The organism is Kitasatospora sp. NBC_01250 (assembly GCF_036226465.1).
In the GTDB taxonomy this organism is placed as follows: domain Bacteria; phylum Actinomycetota; class Actinomycetes; order Streptomycetales; family Streptomycetaceae; genus Kitasatospora.
Genome location: NZ_CP108476.1, coordinates 2042920 through 2059025, shown reverse-complemented (window position 1 = coordinate 2059025; position 16106 = coordinate 2042920). Strand labels below are relative to the sequence as shown.

Genomic DNA, 16106 nt, shown 5'->3' with positions numbered 1-16106 from the left:
TGTCAGTTGACCGCATGCTCGCGCCCGGCCCAGTACGGCTCGCGCAGCACGAACTTCTGCAGCTTTCCGGTGCTGGTCCGCGGCAGGGTGTCGCGGAACTCCACCCGGGTCGGCGCCTTGTAGCCGGCCGCCCGGGCCTTGCAGTGCGCGATCAGGGTGGCCTGGTCGGCGGTCCGGCCCGGCTTCAGGACGACCAGCGCCAGGATCGTCTCGCCCCACTTCTCGTCCGGTATCCCGATCACCGCCACCTCGGCCACCGCGGGGTGGTCGTAGAGCACGTCCTCCACCTCGATCGAGCTGACGTTCTCGCCACCGGTGATGATCACGTCCTTCTTCCGGTCGGAGATGGTCAGGTAGCCGTCCCGCAGGGTGCCGCCGTCGCCGGTGTGGAACCAGTCGTCCCGCAGCGCGGCGGCGGTCTCGTCCGGGCGCTCCCAGTAGGAGTCGAGCACGGGGCTGGAACGCACCAGCACCTCGCCCTCCTCGTCCACCCGCACCCGGGTGCCGAGCGCCGGCGCACCGGCCCGGACCAGCTTCTCGGCCCGTTCGCCGGGCGGCAGCTCGTCCCACTCGGCGCGCGAGCGGTTCACCGTGATGAGCGGGGAGGTCTCGGTCAGGCCGTAGATCTGCATGAACTCCCAGCCCAGCTCGCTCTCCACGCGCTGCACCACCGAGGTCGGCGGGGGAGCACCGGCCACGACCATCCGCACCCGGTCCCGGCCCGGCACCGGCCCGTCCCACGCTGCCGCGGCATCCAGCACCGCGGCCACCACGGCGGGCGCCCCACTCAGGAGGGTCACGCCGTGCCGTGCCACCCGGCGCAGGATCTCGGCGCCGTCCACCTTGCGCAGCACGATGTGCCGGCCGCCGAGGCCGGTGACGCCGTAGGGCATGCCCCAGCCGTTCGCGTGGAACATGGGCAGGGTATGGAGGTACACGTCACGATCTGACACGCCGAAGTGCAGGGCCATCAGCGTGGCGTTCAGCCAGTTGTTCCGGTGGGTGAGCCGCACGCCCTTGGGCCGTGCGGTGGTTCCGCTGGTGAAGTTGATCGTCGCGGTGTCGTTCTCGTCGACGGCGTGGCGCACCGGCTCCTGGTCGAAGGCGTACAGCTCGGCATCGGTGGCGGCACCGATCACCCGGCGGTGGGCACACTTCACCCCGGCCAGCGCCCCCTCCAGCTCCGGGTCCACCAGCAGCAGGCTCGCACCGCTCTGCTGGACGATGTAGTCGACCTCCTCCGCCTTCAGCCGGAAGTTGACCGGCACCAGGATCCGGCCGTAGCCGCTCACCCCGAAGAAGGAGGTGAGCAGCCGGGCCGAGTTCTGCGAGACGATCGCCACCCGCTCGCCCGGCCCGATCCCCAGCCGGTCCAGGCCGGCCGCCTGCGCCCGGGCCAGCTCGGCCATCCGGCGGTAGGTCACCTCGCCCCAGGACGCGGCGGGCTGGTCGGGCTCGTCGACGATGCCGACCCGGTCGCCGTACACCAGCGCGGCCCGGTCGAGGAAGTCCATGACGGACAGTGCGGTCTGCATGACGCAACTGTGGCGTGAGTGATCGGTTGTGCGCCAGACCCAGTGGTCGGCAGTGTCAGCCTCGTGCGGCCACCTCCCGTTCCGCGGCGGCGCGCAGCACGGCCCACTGGGGGCGCCGGGCCTTGGGTCGCGCCTGGCGCCGGGCGTGGTGCCGGGCCTCCCAGCGCTCGCCCGCGGCGGCCACCCGGGTCTCGCGGGCGAGCGCGGCGTCGTCCAAGGTGGTGACCTGGCGGGCCCGCCGCTTGATCCGGGCGCCGACGGCCTGCTCGAACCACGTGCGGGCCTGGTCCTGCTGGTGGTTGGTGAGCCGGTACTCCAGGCCCATGGTGGGGAACCGCCGGATGGGGTGGTTCAGCGCGGTCACCCGGGAGGCGCGCAGCCTGCCCCGTGGGCCGCACCAGTAGAGCGTGCCGAGCTCGACGCCCACCACGTCGGCGAGTGCTATTCGCCGGGTGCGGAGGGTGTTGCGGAGCAGGATGGCCTCCTCGTCCGCGAACAGGTGCGCCTGTTCCATGCGCAGCGCCAGGGTGACCCCGGCGGCGAGCGTGCAGACGCCGCCGATCACCGCGACGAGCACGCTGTCGGGGCCCGCCACCAGGACCGCGGCAGGAGCGATGCCGAGCAGGAGGACGGCGCTCAGCGCGGCACCGTGCCGGGGCCCGGGCGACTGCTGGAGGTAGAGGGGCTCCATGTCAGGAGGTGCGGTCGGCGGCGTAGCTGGACCGCTGCCCTGCGAATTGGCTCATGCCCATCCTCAACTGTCTTTCATGATGGAGTGAATGAAGCCTTGTGAGTCGTGCTCCGGCAGAGCAACCGACTCGATTCGCTCCAGGATCGCTCGACAGCTTGCCAGGTGGGCCGGGGAGTCGAAGAGGTGGGAGCCGAGAGACGAGTCGGCTTGGACGGTGTCCAGCTCCGGCACTGCCCCCTCCACGCAGGCCAGGCGGTGGCGGTCATCGCCCGGCTACTGCTGGATCTGGCGGCAGAACTCACCGAGCGCACCGCCAGGGTGATCACGGCCGCTCGGGCGGTCAGGGCGGCGTGGCGCGCTCCGGCTGACAGTCGCAGAGATCCTGTCCAGCCTCCCGAGCAACCGAATCGGGGGCACCAGCCCGGAGACGGCCGACCAGCTCCTTCGCAGCAGACCCCTAGCAGGTCGGCCCGGAGTGGTAGCCGGACCACCAGTTGACGATCTGATTGTTGTTCTGGTCGAACTCGATGACCAGCTCGTCGACGCAGGTGCCGGTCCCGTTGATGCGCACCGGGCCGGCGTAGGTGGTGTAGTTCCCCTCGTCGAACCCGCCGTGGACTCCGCCCTGCGTGGTGATCGAGATCTCGGTGAGCGTCTTGACCCCCGCGTACTCCGACTTCACGAAGACCGAGCAGTTGTTGCTGCCGTCCCAGTAGTCGTAGACCCAGCCCGCCGCGTGGCCGCTCATGTCGGTCACCTCGTGGGACCAGACGAGGTTGCCCGCGCAGCCGTAGCTGTCGGCGGAGGCGCTCGGGGCCGCGATGACACCGCCCAGCATCGTGAGGCCGAGGACGGAGAGACCGGATATGAACCTGCGTGCGCGCATGGCGGGTCCTTGCGATGAAGAGGGCCTGACGCGACATCAGGCGAGGGCGTCGGTGATCTTAGTGATGCCGGGACGTGTTGATCAACAAACCGCGGACGGCGGATCACTCGCCGGGCTTCGCCATCCCGCCCGAGGGAGTTCGGCGTGGCGACACCTTGCGACGGCTCATCCTCCAGCCGTCAGCGGTGCGCACGACGGTGTCGTCGTAGGCGACGGAACCGCAGGAACCGTCCCCGTCATACCCGCAGGGCCTGGACGAGCCAGGAGTACACCGGGATCAGGCCCGGCACCGCCTGCCAGCTGTTGACGATCCAGACCAGCCGCCAGTACCGGTCCACCGCGGGATCGTGCGCCTCCTCGAACCGCGTGGCCAGCCGGTCCCGGAACTCCTTGTCGGGCATCCGGGCGAGCACCGTGCCGAAGCCCCGGACAAGGTCGTCGACGACGGGTGCGGCCCGGTCGCTGAGCGGGTCGATGCCGGACTCCACGGCGTCGGCCACCTGCTGACGGGCGAAGGCAGTCAGCTCCTCGCCGACCTCGCTCTCGATGGCGGGCGGCTGACCGGCAGCCTGGCGCAGGGCCGCTCGGCGCATCCGGCCCCGGAACCCGTCGTCGCCGACCAGTTCGGCGAGCTCCACCCAGGCGGCGACCTGCTCGCTGGACGGGTCGTCGGGGAGATGGGCAGTGGCAGGAGTTCCAGGCGAAGCAGTGCGTCGAGGTCGTAGCGCCGGTGCCCGGCGGGACTTCGGGTGGTCGGCGCGACCACCCCCGAATCGGAGAGAACCGGATGGTCCGCACGGACAGGCCGGTCCGCCGGGACAGCTCCCCGATCGAGTAGAGGTCGTCGCGTCCATGGCCCCCACGCTGCGGCCTCCACTCACTGGAGATTCAAGTCGGCGCCGCAGCTGGGCCCCAGAAGCCGGGCGCGAGCGGCGGCGGGCGAAGGGGCGGGCCTGCGCCGCCCCGCGCGGACGCGGTGGCGGCGCAGGCTGCTCGACCTGACCGCGCTCAGCTCTCGGCGGAGGAGGAGCGGCGGCGTCCGGCGCGGGTCAGGGCCGCACCGGCGCCCAGGGTGACGACGGCACCGCCGACCAGCCAGGGGAGTTCGGCGCCGCCACCGGTGTAGGCGAGCCGCGCGTGACCGGCGACCGTGACCGGGGCGTCGTAGCCGTTCCCGGACGTGCCGGCGGCGGCCGTCGGCGTGGCGCCCACCGACTGGACGGCCTGCGGGCTCGTCGCCGCCACCGGCTTGACGCCGGTGTTCCCGGCAGGCGGCATCGTGCTCGGGTCGGCCGGCGTCGGCCGAACGACCGGGCCGCCGCCCGTGCTCGGGGACGGCGTGTTCTTGGCCGCGTCCTTGGCAGCAGCGTCCTTGGCGGCCGCGTCCTTCGCTGCGGCCTCCTTCGCCGCCGCGTCCTTGGCAGCAGCGTCCTTGGCCGCGGCATCCTGCTCGGCCACGTCCTTCGCGCGGGCCTCGAACTGACCCACCTCCAGGAACTGCTTGATGTCCTCGGCGCTGCCGTCGATCGCGGCCCTGGCAGCCGCCTTCACGTTGGGCCCGCCGGCGCTGTAGATCTGGCTCACGCGGACCTGGTCGTCGATCAGGCGGGCCTTGAACTGGCCGACCTCGAGGAACTGCTTCACTGCCTCGGGCCCGCCGTCGAGCGCCGCCCGCCCCGCCTTCTGCACGCTGGGGCCGCCGACGCTGATGATCTGTGCGACGTGCACCCGGTCGTCCTCGCGACGGGCCTCGAACTGACCCACCTCCAGGAACCGCTTCACTGCCTCGGGCCCGCCGCGCAGCGCTTCCTTGGCCGCGTCCTTCACCACGGGGCCGCCGACCGCGAGGATCTGAACCACGCGCACGCGGTCGTCGATGTACCGGGCGTCGTACTGGCCGACCTCCAGGAACTGCTTGACGGTCTCGCGACCGCCGAGCAGCGCCTTCTTGGCCGCCTCCTGCACGCTGGGGCCGCCGACCGCGAGGATCTGGACCACGCGCACGCGGTCGTCGATGTACCGGGCGTCGTACTGGCCGACCTCCAGGAAGCGCCGCACGTCCTGCGGCGTCCCGTCCATGGCCTTCTGTGCGGCCTCCCGGAGGCTCACGCCCGTGCTCTTGTCGGCCAGGATCCGCATGACCGCGACCCTGTCGTCGTCCTCGGCGGTCTTGTCCTTGGCGGCCTTGTCCTGGCCACCCTGCGCCGGGTCCGCGTCGGGCACCGAGGCGCCCGGTGCCTTGCCGCTGCCGGCGTCCGCGGCGCTCGCGTACGACGGGAGGAGGACGGCCGGCGCTATCGCGACGGAGGCGATGACCGCCGACACACGGGCCAACTTCATCAGATCAACCTGCTTCCTTGCCAATCCAAAATCGTCCTCCGATGATAAGTGACTCTTGATCTGTTCTTTACCGCAGCTTGGCGCCTGGCAGAACCTCGCCCGCAGGCTCGTCGCCAGCCCCGCTCCGGACTCGTTCGTAGGCATTCCATAACCAGTGAAAAGCGGACATACCGAGCCGCCGGAAAGCTCCGGCACCGGCTCAGGCGGTGCCGAGCGGATTGAGCAGCGTGAAGCGCCAGCCGCCGTCGCCGGCCCGGCGGGCGATGTTGGCGGTGGTGCCGGTCGGGGCGATCCGCTCGCCGTCGGGGCCGTCGATCTCCATGGTCCAGTCGGTGACCAGCAGGGCGGTGTCCGCGCCGACCAGCGCATGCCGCGGGACGTTCGTCAGCCGGCCGCGCGCGGCGACGGTTCCGCCGATCTCCGCCCGCAGCGCCTCGGCGCCGGTGATGTGCTCGCCGGTGACCGTGCGCATGCCCGCGCCGGGAGCGAACAGCGCGAGCACGCCCTCGATGTCGCCGGCATTCAGGGCGTCCTGGAAAAGGGCCGGCAGCTTCGCGGGGTCGGTGACGACAGTGGGCATGGGGGAGTCCTTACTCGCGATCAACGGGAATGCGGGAATGCGGGAGTGACGGCCGGTCAGTCCGGCGCCCCGACAAGGCGCCTGTGCTCCGGCCGTGACTCCACGATGCCCCGCGACCGCCCTCCGGACGAGGTGCGGCCGGGACTCGGAATGATCGAAAGTGGACAGCCTCACCCGCGCCGGGGCACGAACGGGAAGGTCTCGTCCTTCCCGTCCTCGATGATGCTGTAGCTGCTCTCGTCCACCGGTTGCCACTCCTCGGGCAGATCGGTGAGCGGCTCCGAGACCACCACGCGGGTCCGGTCGGAGACCAGGCGCAGGTTCGCGTTCTCGGGGTGCAGGGACTGCAGCGCCTCCATGCTCGTGCTGTAGAAGAGCGAAGGCGCGGGCGGCCTGCTGGCGTAGCGGAAGGCCCAGATCCGGACCCCGTCCGAGACGGCCACCGTCATCTGCACGGGATCGGGCACCCCGTGCTGCTCGGCGGTGGCCTCGACCAGCCCGACCATGCGTTCCACCGAGCCGGGCACGTCCTGCACCAGGCCGAAGGTGAGGGCGAGGTGGAACATGGTCTCGGTGTCGGTGGTGCCTTCGACCAGCGGGAAGAGCGCGGGGTCGATCGCGAGCATGAGGTCCCGCCGCAGCTCCGGGAACCGGCTGATCCCGCCGTTGTGCATCCACAGCCACCGGCCGTGCCGGAACGGGTGACAGTTGGTCTCCTGCACCGCGGCGCCCGGACTGCTCGCGCGGATGTGGGCGAAGAAGAGGCCGGAGCGGACGTGGGCGGACAGGTCCCGCAGGTTCCGGTCGCCCCAGGCCGGTTCGACGCCGCGGAACAGCGCAGGGGTCTCGTCGGCGTCGAGCGGGTCGTCGCTCGGCTCGGTGTACCAGCCGGTTCCGAAGCCGTCGCCGTTGGTCGTGCCGGCGTCGCCCCGCAGGCGGGAGTGCTGGCTCTGGTCGATCAGCGAGTGGGCGGGCTTGTAGAGGAGCTCTTCGAGCAGGATGGGTGTCCCGGTGTAGGCCAGCCATCGGCACATGGGTTCGTCACCACCTTGCCGGTGCGCAGCGCGCCCGGCGTCGACGCATGCCGTCCTCTCCACCGTAGGGCGGTTCCCCCGAGGAGGCGCGTCCGGCGGCCCGACTTTCGCGCCGAGACCGGGCCGAGCGCCACCGAGCCGGCCCCGGCGGCCAGTTGGGAGGCGCTCGGCCCACAGCCTGATGCAGCACAATTCGAACCAGAACGACTTCAGACCAGTTCGAGCTGCCGCTCCGACCGCTGCGCCGGAACGGTCGCCTTCGGCTCCCAGCCCTTGGTGGTCCGGATGTAGCCGTAGATCATCGAGGTCATGGCCAGAATGAGGAGTGGTCCGAACACCCACGGATTTTCGGCCATTGTCATCGACAGGTAGCGGTACGCCAGCAGCAGCGCGACGAAGACCGTTGCACCGTACGCGACCAGCCGCGTCGCCGACCGGTCCCAGCCCCGGGCGAGCGCCCGCAGTGCCCCCTCGACCGTGAGGGCGAACACCACGCCGGCCACGATGTCCGTGCCGTAGTGGTAGCCGAATCCCAGCGTCGCGGCGAGCGTGGCGAGCAGCCAGAACGCGCCCGCGTACCGTAGGACGCGCGGGCCCTTGCGGGAGTGGACGAAGATCGTGGTCGCCCAGGCGATGTGCAGGCTGGGCATGCAGTTGCGCGGGGTGAGCCCGTCGAACAGCATGTGGTGCGGGGCCTGGATCGGCGGCGGGGTGTGCGGCCACAGGTTGGCCAGCGCCCACTGCCCACCGTCGGCGCCGTAGACGAAGATCGGGCCGACCACCGGGAAGAGCATGTAGATGCCGGGTCCGAGCAGGCCTATCACCAGGAAGGTCCGCACCAGGTGGTGGCCCGGGAAGCGGCGCTCGACGGCGACGTTGCGCAACTGGTAGAGCGCGACCAGCCCGGCGGCCACCGGCAATTGGATGTAGACGTAGTTGAGGATGTCGCTGCCGATCGGGCCGGTGGCGTTGACGAGCCGGCCCATCAGCCACGACGGGCAACCGAGCGCGTGGTCGGCGAGGGCCACGTACTGGTCGAGCACCATCGGGCGGGTCTTCGCCGTGATGAGCAGCCAGGTGTCGCCGGTCTTCCGGCCGGCCACCAGCAGCAGGCCCAGCCCGACGCCCTTGAGCAGCAGGAGCCGTTCCCGGCCGGTGCGGCGCGTGAGGGCGATGACCGCGTAACCCAGCAGCACCCACAGCGCGCCGTTGCCGAAGTTCATCCTGGCGCCGGCCATCAGCCGCACCAGGCAGAAGACGACGTCGATGCCGACCGCGGCACCGAGTGCGACGAACCGTTGCCGCCAGGTGAGCACCACCATCATCAGCCCCAGGCTGGTGTACAGCAGCGGCCCCGACTTGGGGGCGAAGACGACCTCGCGCGCCTGGTTGGTGATCGGCCCCGGGACCCCGTAGTGGCGCGCGGTGATCTCCAGCGCGACGAGGAAGGCGAGGGTCACCACACCCGCCGTGGTCCACAACATCGCCCGTGGTTGGCGCCACGCGGCGGACAGAGCTCTGTAGTTGATCCGCGAAAACACTCGCGACGCTATAGATATCAATTTTGGCCGATTTGGTAGGTTGTCTTTAGATGGGTCACGATTCATACCGGGCGGCATGATCTTCCGGCGAGGGACGGGCGATTGGGGCGATCGGGGGCGGGGTGCCGGGATTTCTATCATGCTAACGGAGCGGTACCGAGGGGTTTCGCGCGCATGTCCTCAAGGCCCTCTCGCCAGGCGCCTCTCCTGCGGACCAGTGACCTAAGGCCCGTGGATACGTGACCTGAGGCCCATGAACCAAGCCCCACGATCTCCGGGCCCGTGATCAGCAAGATCCGGGGTCCTAGGACGGTCCAGGACCCTAGGGCCATCGAACGACCCTCGCCGAGCCCCGGGCCCGATCCGCGCCCGGGGTCGGCGGCGGGACAGTTCAGGCATGGACACCACCGAGCACACCGCCCTCCCGCAGACCACCCACGCCGCCGACGCCACGCACGCCACCGGCCCCACCCGCCACGGCACCCCCGCGCAGCCCCCGGTCGCCGTCGTCACCGGTGCCTCCCGCGGGCTCGGCCTGGAACTCGCCCGCGCCCTGGCCGCCGACGGCTGGCACCTGGTGATCACCGCCCGCACCGCCGCCGACCTGGCCGCCGCCGAGGCCGAACTCGCCGCCCGCACCACCGTGATCGCGCTGTCCGGCACCGTGGTGGACGACGACCACCGCGCCGACCTGGCCGCCGCCGCCGACCGGCTCGGCGGCGCGAGCCTGCTGATCAACAACGCCTCCACCCTCAACGGCGCCGCCGACGAGTCGGCCCCGCCGCTCCCGCCGCTCGCCGTGGTCCCGCTGCCCGACCTGCTGGAGACCTTCGAGGTCAACGCCCTGGCGCCGATCGCCCTCACCCAGCTGCTGCTGCCGCAACTGCGCGGGCGCACCGGCGCGGTGCTCAACATCAGTTCGGACGCGGCGGTCGAGGCCTACCCGGGCTGGGGCGGCTACGGCGCCGCCAAGGCCGCGCTCGACCACGCCTCGGCGGTGCTCGCCGAGGAGGAGCCCGGGCTGCGGGTCTGGGCCGTCGACCCGGGCGACCTGCGGACCCGGCTGCACCAGCAGGCCTTCCCCGGCGCCGACCTGTCCGAACTGCCGCCGCCGAGCAGCGTGGTGCCCGCCTTCCGCACCCTGTGGCGTGAGCGCCCGGCCTCCGGCCGCTACCGCGCCGCGGACCTCGCGGCCCGAGCCGACCTCGTGACCGCTCCCGCAGGAGTCTGACGCGATGCCTTCACCACGCCCGGCCGCCGACACCCCCACCTCCGCCGACACCCCCACCTCCGCCGACACCCTCACCTCCGCCGACACCCTCACCTCCGACGAAAGTCTCGACTTCACCGTCCCGCCCGACCTCTCCGCCCCCGCCCCCGCCGAGGCCCGCGGCCTGCGCCGCGACGGCGTCCGCCTGCTGGTCGGCCGCGGTGGGCGCGCCGGCACCCTCCCCACCGCCGAGCACCACCGCTTCACCGACCTCCCCGAGGTGCTGCGGCCCGGCGATCTGCTGGTGGTCAACAACTCGGCCACCCTGCCGGCCGCTCTGCCCGCCCGGCTCCCGGACGGTGAGCCGCTCGCGCTGCACCTCTCCTCCGCCCACCCCGACCCGCGCGGCGGCCACCTGGTCGAGCTGCGCCGCCCCGCCCGCGCGGGGACCGGTGCGGCGCGGTACCTGCCGCCCGCCGAGAACCCCGCCCACCCCGGCCTGCGGCTCACCCTGCCCGGCGGTGGCCGGGCCGTGCTCACCGCCGCCTGCACCGCGCGGCTCTGGTACGCCCGGCTGACTCTGCCGGCGCCGCTGCCCGAGTACCTCGCGGTCCACGGCAAGGCGATCCGCTACGGCTACGTCGACCGGGACTGGCCGCTCGGCGACTACCAGACGGTCTTCGCCACCGAGCCCGGCAGCAGCGAGATGCCCAGCGCCGCCCGCCCGTTCACCGCGGAGCTGGTCAGCACGCTGGTGGCGCGCGGCGTGCTGATCGCGCCGATCACGTTGCACACCGGCGTCGCCTCGCCCGAGCTGCACGAGGCGCCCTACCCGGAGCGCTACCGGGTGCCCGCGGCCACCGCCGCCCTGGTCGCCCACGTCCGGGCCACCGGCGGCCGGGTGGTCGCGGTCGGCACCACCGCCGTCCGCGCCCTGGAGTCCGCCACCGCACCGGACGGCCGCACCCGCCCCGCCGACGGCTGGACCGACCTGGTGATCACCCCGGACCGCGGCGTGCGCGCGGTGGACGGCCTGCTGACCGGCTGGCACGAACCGCGCGCCTCGCACCTGCTGATGCTCGAAGCCGTCGCAGGCCGCCCCCTGCTCGCCCACTGCTACCGCGAGGCGCTGGCCGCCGGCTACCTCTGGCACGAGTTCGGCGACGTCAACCTGCTCCTGCCGGACGCCGGTTGAGGACGTCCGGCGCCGGGGGAGCAGCGGGGTTCTCGTCGTGGGTCCATGGGTCAAGTCCACCGCCTGACACCGGGTGAGGCGCAACCGCTGCGGCAACTCCGGTACGACTAATGCCCGGTGAGGCGTGGCGGGCTGCGGCCCTTCGCCGACGTACGGTCGAATGTGGCTCGCTCGTACCCCTTCGCAAGGAGTCAGCCCGATGCCACGATCGTCCTCCCTCCTCCGCGCCCTGCGGCTCTCCGCCACCGTCCTGCCGGTGCTGCTCGCCGCGGGGCTGGCCGCGCCCGCCCCGGCCGCCGCGACCGGCCCGGCCGTCCGCCACTGCGCCACCGTGGTCAGCCCGACCCGGACCCTCGGGCAGGCCTGTTCCGACCGCTCCACCGCGGACGCGCTCAGCCGGATCGCCGCCGAGCCGGGCCAGCCGGTCGACCGGACCCTGCTGCTGGAGGAGTACAAGGACATCGACTACGGCGGCGGCATCCTCTACTCCTTCTACGGCGACGCCGGCGGCTGCGACGGGACCGGCTACCACCTGGTCAACTACATCGACGTGGCGCTCAACGTCTCCTCGATGAAGGGGTACCACGACTGCAACGCCGTCCACCTGTGGTCCACCCTGAGCGTGGAGAAGACGATGGACCTGCCGGCTCCCCAGCTGGGCGGGAACTTCAACGACTCGGTGCGCGAGCTCCAGGTCTTCCACCGCTGACGGCACCAGGGCGAGACCGGGGTGGAACGCGGAGGCCGCCTTCTGCTCCGGCGTCAGCCGGTCGCTGCTCAGCAGCTCGACCGAGGCGCGCGAGAGCAGCCGCTCTCCGGCGCACCGCCCGCCGTGCCCGCCCGCCGCCGGTGCCGCTGCGCCAGGGGCGGCGCCGAGCGGTTAGCCTGGGCGCACAATGAACCGTTTCACCACGTCATCGGGCGACTTCCAGCTCACCCGCTTCCCCGAGGACCCGCGCGAGCAGCTGCGCGCCTGGGACGCCGCCGACGAGTACCTGCTGCGCCACCTGCACGGCGACCGGCCGCAGCCGGACGAGGGGGCCGAAGCCGCCCCCGTCGAGCTGCGCGGCACCGTGGTGGTCCTCGGCGACCGCTGGGGCGCGCTGAGCACCGTGCTGGCCGCGAGCCGCCCCGAGGCCGAGCTGGTCCAGCTCGGCGACTCCTACCTCGCGCAGCAGGCCACCCGCGCCAACCTCGCCCGCGCGGGCCTCGCCCCCGACGCCGTCCGGCTGCTGGCCGGCACCGAGACGCCCCCGGCGCGCATCGACGTGCTGCTGGTCCGGGTCCCCAAGAGCCTGGCCCTGCTGGAGGACCAGCTGCACCGGCTGGCCCCCGCCGTGCACCCGGGGACGCTGGTGGTCGGCACCGGCATGGTGACCGAGATCCACACCTCCACCCTGCAGCTCTTCGAGCGGATCCTCGGCCCCACCCGCACCTCCCTCGCGGTGAAGAAGGCGCGGCTGATCTTCTGCACCCCGGATCCGGCCCTGGTCCGCCCGGCGAACCCCTGGCCGCTGAGCTACGCGCTGCCCGGCGACCTCGGGCCGGCCTCGGGGCGCACGGTGGTCAACCACGGCGGCATCTTCTGCGCCGAGCGCCTCGACATCGGCACCCGCTTCCTCCTCCAGCACCTGCCGGCCCGCCGCGGCCACGAGCAGGTCGTCGACCTCGGCTGCGGCAACGGCATCGTGGGGACGGCGGCGGCGCTGGCCAACCCCGAGGCCGAAGTCACCTTCATCGACGAGTCGTTCGCCGCCGTCGCCTCGGCGGAGGCGACCTTCCGGGCGAACACCCCGGCCGGTGCGCCCGCCCGCTTCCAGGCCGGTGACGCGCTGGCCGCCGTCCCGGCCGGCTCGGTCGACCTGGTGCTCAACAACCCGCCCTTCCACTCGCACCAGGCCACCACCGACGCCACCGCCTGGCGGATGTTCACCGGTGCCCGCCGCGCCCTGCGCCCTGGCGGCGAGCTCTGGGTGGTGGGCAACCGGCACCTCGGCTACCACGTCAAGCTCCGCCGGCTCTTCGGCAACTGCCGGACGGTGGCGGGCAATCCGAAGTTCGTGATCCTCTGCGCGGTCAAGCGGTCCGAATGAATCCTGCCGAACCGGCAACCCGGGCCGCCACCCTCCACCCGGCCCCCACCGACCGCGCCGCCCTCGCCGCCCTCCACGCCGCCGCCCTCCACTGGTTCAGCGTCTGACCACGCCGGCGGTGGTCCGTCACCGTCTGGCCCCCGTCGTGGCGTACAGCACGGTGCCGCTCGCCAGCAGGGCCCACGCGGTCCAGCTGGACGCCGACGTGCCGGGGGGAGAGATCATCCAGCTGGCCACCTGTCCCGCGGTGCCGCCCAGCGGAGGGGCGAGGAGGGTGTACCCGAGCCAGCCGGTCGGCAGGGCCCAGGCGAACGGCGCCCCGCAGAGCACCGCCCCGAGCGCGGCCAGGCCGACCAGGCCCGCGCTGTCCCGGACGACGAGCGCGGTCGGGGCCAGTTCCGGCCCCGCCGCCTGGACCGCCAGCAGCGCCAAGGCGGCGACCGCGCCGATCAGCAGCACGTGCACCGCCCGCCGGGGCAGCCACCGGATCGCGGCCGTCCGGTCCAGCGCGGCATCCTGCCAGCCGAGCCCGACGGAGGAGGCCGCCACGTTCGCGGTGAGAACCAGGGCCGCGGTCCCCAGGCTCGCCGAGTGCTTGCCGCTGCCCCGGTCGAGGGCCCACAGCGCCAGGGCGACGAGCATGACCGCGGCGGCCGAGGTGGGCACCTGCCGTGAACGCGCGTGCAGCAGCAGCCATCTCATGAGGAAGCCTCCCCGGTGAGAGCCGCGAGTTCGTTCGTGCAGGAGAGCGCGGCGGCATGCAGCCGGGCGATCCGCGAGCGCTGCTCGGCCGGCGGCAGGGCCGTCAGCTTCTGCCAGGCGGCGTCGGCCTGCGCCCAGGTGCGCTGCGCGTACACGTCGTTGTCCGGCTTCTGCAGCGGTTCGAGCTGGTGGTCGCCGAGGGCCCAGCTCGCGGCGATGCTCTGCGCGGGGACGTCGACCAGCCCCCCGCCCTCCCCCGGGCCGCGCGGTTCGCAGTTGGGCGCCAGGCCCTGGGCGACCAGGAAGCGGGTCAGGTCCGCCCCCGACGCACGGGCGATCAGCGGGTCGTCCAAGTCGACCAGCACCACGTCGGCGGAGAGTTGGCGTTGGTCGCCGAGCGCGCGCAGCGCGGTCTCCTCCCGCACCGAGGCCGGCGCCTGGTCGCCCAGGGCGTCGTGCAGCACGCGCAGCGCCTCCTTGCCGCGCGGCGCGAGTGCGGGCAGGTGCGAGCTGTTGGCCTGCGTCACGCACACCGGGCCGTCGCAGACCAGGGCCGCGGCGGCCTTGTCGACGACGTAGGTGCCGCGCGGAGCGGCCGGGAGGATCAGCAGGGCCAGGGCCGCGCCGGCCAGCACGGGAGCCACCGCGAGCAGCCGGGCCCGGCGAGTCGTGGCCAGCAGCAGGGCGAAGCCGGTGGCGAGCAGGCCGAGCAGCCAGAGCGTCTGGCCCAGGTGCACGGAACCGGAGAGGGTCAGCAGCATCTCCCGCGGCTGTGCGGTCGCCGGCGACAGCAGGACGAGCCGGTTCGGCGCGAGGCCCGCCGGCAGTGTCCCCTCATTGCTCGGCCGCAGGAACATGCCCGTCATGAGGAGGAACACCACCAGGGCCGGCGGGGTGAGTGCGGAGGGCACGGCCCGTGCGACGCCCATGCCGAACACGGCCCCCGCGACCAGGGCCAGCACCGCGACCAGCGAGATCGGCAGCCACCCCAGGGGCAGGTAGCTGGTGGCGCCGAGGGCCACCTGGACGCCGCCCACCAGGACGAGCAGGCCGAAGCCCGACGCCAGCGCGAGCGCCGTCGCACCCGCGGGCAGCGCCGCCCGGCGCCAGGCCGGCAGCGGCGTGGTCGCCAGCAGTTCGGTCATCCGCGCGCGGGAGTCGCGCAGCCCGTACACCGCCCCCATGCCCACCACCAGCGGCCACCAGAAGGTCAGCAGGGACCGGGTCCACAGGGCCATCGAGGTCCACTGGGCCGTCCACCCGCTGGTGCCCTGCCACCAGAGCCCGTTGAACAGACAGAACACCGCCAGGCTGCCGCCGAGGACGACGACGCCGCTCCACGGGGCGATCGAGCGCTTCAGCTCGGTGCGCAGCACCCGCCCGTTCACCAGGTACCCCGCTGCGGCTCGGAGTTCTCCAGCAGCGCCGAGTAGCCGCGCTCCAGCGGGCTGTCGCCCGGGTACTCGGCGCTGCCCGCCGCGGCCAGGACCTCCGGCGGGCCCTGGAAGACGAGGCGGCCCTGGTCGAAGAGGACCACGTCGGTGCAGGCGGCGGCGACGTCCTCGACCAGGTGGGTGGAGACCACCACGCAGGCGTCGCGGCCCAGTTCCTGCAGCAGCTCGCGAAAGCGCAGCCGCTGCGCCGGGTCCAGGCCGACGGTCGGCTCGTCCAGCAGCAGCACGGTCGGCTCGTTGACGATGGCCTGCGCGATGCCGGCCCGGCGCACCATGCCGCCGGAGAGGGTCTTCATCCGCTGGTCGGCCTGGTCGGCCAGGCCCACCCGCTCCACCGCGCGCTGGACGGCGGCGGGGATCTCCGCCTTGGGGACCTCCTTCAGCCAGGCCATGTACTCGACGAACTCGCGCACCGTGAAGCGCTTGTAGTAGCCGAACTCCTGGGGCAGGTAGCCGATCCGGCGACGCAGCGCCCGCAGGTCGCCCAGCCCGCCCAGGGAGGTGCCGCACAGCCGCAGCTCGCCCTCGGTGGGGCGCAGCACGGTGGCCAGCGCCCGGATCAGGGTGGTCTTGCCCGCTCCGTTGGGCCCCAGCAGGCCGTGGGTGCCGGTGCCGAGCGAGAGGTCGAGCCCGTCGACGGCCATCTTCTTGCGGCCGACCCGTACTTTCAGCCCGGTGGCCTGGATCTCCCAGGCGTAGGTCTTCGGCGCGGTGTCTGCCGCGCTCGTTGCGGACGTCATGCGGTGGTCCCTTCCGGTCGCCAGCGTGATCTCACACCAGCCAGACGGCGGCTGCGGCGCGCAGGTTCTGCCGCTGCTGTGAGCTGCGTCACAGCAGCGCGGCGG

The 16106-nt window shown here is 72.8% G+C and carries 15 protein-coding genes; 4 read left to right on the top strand and 11 right to left on the bottom strand.

Going from position 1 to position 16106, the window contains the following annotated elements:
* Window positions 1-2: 2 nt before the first annotated feature.
* The 8 genes from OG500_RS08335 to OG500_RS08300 all read right to left on the bottom strand — a co-directional run bounded on the left by OG500_RS08335 (window position 3) and on the right by OG500_RS08300 (window position 8550).
* Window positions 3-1535, bottom strand: coding sequence for an AMP-binding protein (locus OG500_RS08335; protein ID WP_329578205.1), 1533 nt, complete (start codon window positions 1533-1535; stop codon window positions 3-5).
* Between the two features lie 55 nt (window positions 1536-1590).
* Window positions 1591-2226: a hypothetical protein gene (locus OG500_RS08330; protein WP_329578202.1), complete on the bottom strand. Its 636-nt coding sequence runs from the start codon at window positions 2224-2226 to the stop codon at window positions 1591-1593.
* Window positions 2227-2683: 457 nt separating this feature from the next.
* The gene (locus OG500_RS08325) at window positions 2684-3112 is read right to left on the bottom strand and encodes a hypothetical protein (RefSeq protein WP_327065772.1); all 429 of its coding nucleotides are present in this window, start codon (window positions 3110-3112) and stop codon (window positions 2684-2686) included.
* A 236-nt stretch (window positions 3113-3348) separates the two neighbouring features.
* Window positions 3349-3750, bottom strand: coding sequence for a hypothetical protein (locus OG500_RS08320; protein ID WP_329578199.1), 402 nt, complete (start codon window positions 3748-3750; stop codon window positions 3349-3351).
* Window positions 3751-4120: 370 nt separating this feature from the next.
* Window positions 4121-5452 (bottom strand): hypothetical protein, encoded by a 1332-nt coding sequence (locus tag OG500_RS08315; RefSeq protein WP_329578196.1) that lies wholly within the window; start codon window positions 5450-5452, stop codon window positions 4121-4123.
* 199 nt (window positions 5453-5651) lie between these two features.
* Entirely contained in the window at window positions 5652-6032 is a 381-nt protein-coding gene (locus OG500_RS08310; RefSeq protein WP_329578193.1) for a YybH family protein, read from the bottom strand.
* Window positions 6033-6202: 170 nt separating this feature from the next.
* A complete protein-coding gene (locus OG500_RS08305) occupies window positions 6203-7066 on the bottom strand; it encodes a class II glutamine amidotransferase (RefSeq protein ID WP_329578191.1) in 864 nt (287 codons plus the stop codon).
* Window positions 7067-7275: 209 nt separating this feature from the next.
* Window positions 7276-8550 carry a phosphatase PAP2 family protein gene (locus OG500_RS08300; RefSeq protein ID WP_329578186.1) on the bottom strand — a complete coding sequence of 425 codons (1275 nt, stop codon included), beginning with the start codon at window positions 8548-8550 and terminating at the stop codon, window positions 7276-7278.
* A 454-nt stretch (window positions 8551-9004) separates the two neighbouring features.
* Between OG500_RS08300 and OG500_RS08295 the strand changes: the two genes are divergently transcribed.
* The 4 genes from OG500_RS08295 (at window position 9005) to OG500_RS08280 (ending at window position 13105) form a co-directional block, all read left to right on the top strand.
* The gene (locus OG500_RS08295) at window positions 9005-9838 is read left to right on the top strand and encodes an SDR family oxidoreductase (RefSeq protein WP_329578184.1); all 834 of its coding nucleotides are present in this window, start codon (window positions 9005-9007) and stop codon (window positions 9836-9838) included.
* 4 nt (window positions 9839-9842) lie between these two features.
* A complete protein-coding gene (locus tag OG500_RS08290; protein WP_329578181.1) occupies window positions 9843-11012 on the top strand; it encodes an S-adenosylmethionine:tRNA ribosyltransferase-isomerase in 1170 nt (389 codons plus the stop codon).
* Window positions 11013-11211: 199 nt separating this feature from the next.
* Window positions 11212-11721, top strand: a complete 510-nt coding sequence (locus OG500_RS08285; protein WP_327065764.1) for a hypothetical protein — start codon at window positions 11212-11214, stop codon at window positions 11719-11721.
* Window positions 11722-11908: 187 nt separating this feature from the next.
* On the top strand, window positions 11909-13105 hold the full coding sequence (locus OG500_RS08280; RefSeq protein ID WP_327065763.1) for a methyltransferase: 1197 nt from the start codon (window positions 11909-11911) through the stop codon (window positions 13103-13105).
* Window positions 13106-13231: 126 nt separating this feature from the next.
* Here OG500_RS08280 and OG500_RS08275 read toward each other — a convergent pair whose 3' ends face one another.
* The 3 genes from OG500_RS08275 to OG500_RS08265 are packed head-to-tail and all read right to left on the bottom strand — an operon-like array spanning window position 13232 to window position 16001.
* Window positions 13232-13807, bottom strand: a complete 576-nt coding sequence (locus tag OG500_RS08275) for a hypothetical protein (RefSeq protein WP_327065762.1) — start codon at window positions 13805-13807, stop codon at window positions 13232-13234.
* Window positions 13804-15195 carry a hypothetical protein gene (locus tag OG500_RS08270; RefSeq protein ID WP_329578174.1) on the bottom strand — a complete coding sequence of 464 codons (1392 nt, stop codon included), beginning with the start codon at window positions 15193-15195 and terminating at the stop codon, window positions 13804-13806. Before OG500_RS08270 ends, OG500_RS08275 begins: the two co-directional genes overlap by 4 nt.
* Window positions 15192-16001, bottom strand: a complete 810-nt coding sequence (locus OG500_RS08265) for an ABC transporter ATP-binding protein (protein WP_329578170.1) — start codon at window positions 15999-16001, stop codon at window positions 15192-15194. Before OG500_RS08265 ends, OG500_RS08270 begins: the two co-directional genes overlap by 4 nt.
* Window positions 16002-16106 lie beyond the last annotated feature (105 nt).

What these genes read in the sequence shown, in the direction of transcription:
- OG500_RS08335 (WP_329578205.1), bottom strand. Translation starts at nt 1,535, where the DNA reads ATGCAGACCGCACTGTCCGTCATGGACTTCCTCGACCGGGCCGCGCTG.
- OG500_RS08330 (WP_329578202.1), bottom strand. Translation starts at nt 2,226, where the DNA reads ATGGAGCCCCTCTACCTCCAGCAGTCGCCCGGGCCCCGGCACGGTGCC.
- OG500_RS08325 (WP_327065772.1), bottom strand. Translation starts at nt 3,112, where the DNA reads ATGCGCGCACGCAGGTTCATATCCGGTCTCTCCGTCCTCGGCCTCACG.
- OG500_RS08315 (WP_329578196.1), bottom strand. Translation starts at nt 5,452, where the DNA reads ATGAAGTTGGCCCGTGTGTCGGCGGTCATCGCCTCCGTCGCGATAGCG.
- OG500_RS08310 (WP_329578193.1), bottom strand. Translation starts at nt 6,032, where the DNA reads ATGCCCACTGTCGTCACCGACCCCGCGAAGCTGCCGGCCCTTTTCCAG.
- OG500_RS08305 (WP_329578191.1), bottom strand. Translation starts at nt 7,066, where the DNA reads ATGTGCCGATGGCTGGCCTACACCGGGACACCCATCCTGCTCGAAGAG.
- OG500_RS08300 (WP_329578186.1), bottom strand. Translation starts at nt 8,550, where the DNA reads ATGTTGTGGACCACGGCGGGTGTGGTGACCCTCGCCTTCCTCGTCGCG.
- OG500_RS08295 (WP_329578184.1), top strand. Translation starts at nt 9,005, where the DNA reads ATGGACACCACCGAGCACACCGCCCTCCCGCAGACCACCCACGCCGCC.
- OG500_RS08290 (WP_329578181.1), top strand. Translation starts at nt 9,843, where the DNA reads ATGCCTTCACCACGCCCGGCCGCCGACACCCCCACCTCCGCCGACACC.
- OG500_RS08285 (WP_327065764.1), top strand. Translation starts at nt 11,212, where the DNA reads ATGCCACGATCGTCCTCCCTCCTCCGCGCCCTGCGGCTCTCCGCCACC.
- OG500_RS08280 (WP_327065763.1), top strand. Translation starts at nt 11,909, where the DNA reads ATGAACCGTTTCACCACGTCATCGGGCGACTTCCAGCTCACCCGCTTC.
- OG500_RS08275 (WP_327065762.1), bottom strand. Translation starts at nt 13,807, where the DNA reads ATGAGATGGCTGCTGCTGCACGCGCGTTCACGGCAGGTGCCCACCTCG.
- OG500_RS08265 (WP_329578170.1), bottom strand. Translation starts at nt 16,001, where the DNA reads ATGACGTCCGCAACGAGCGCGGCAGACACCGCGCCGAAGACCTACGCC.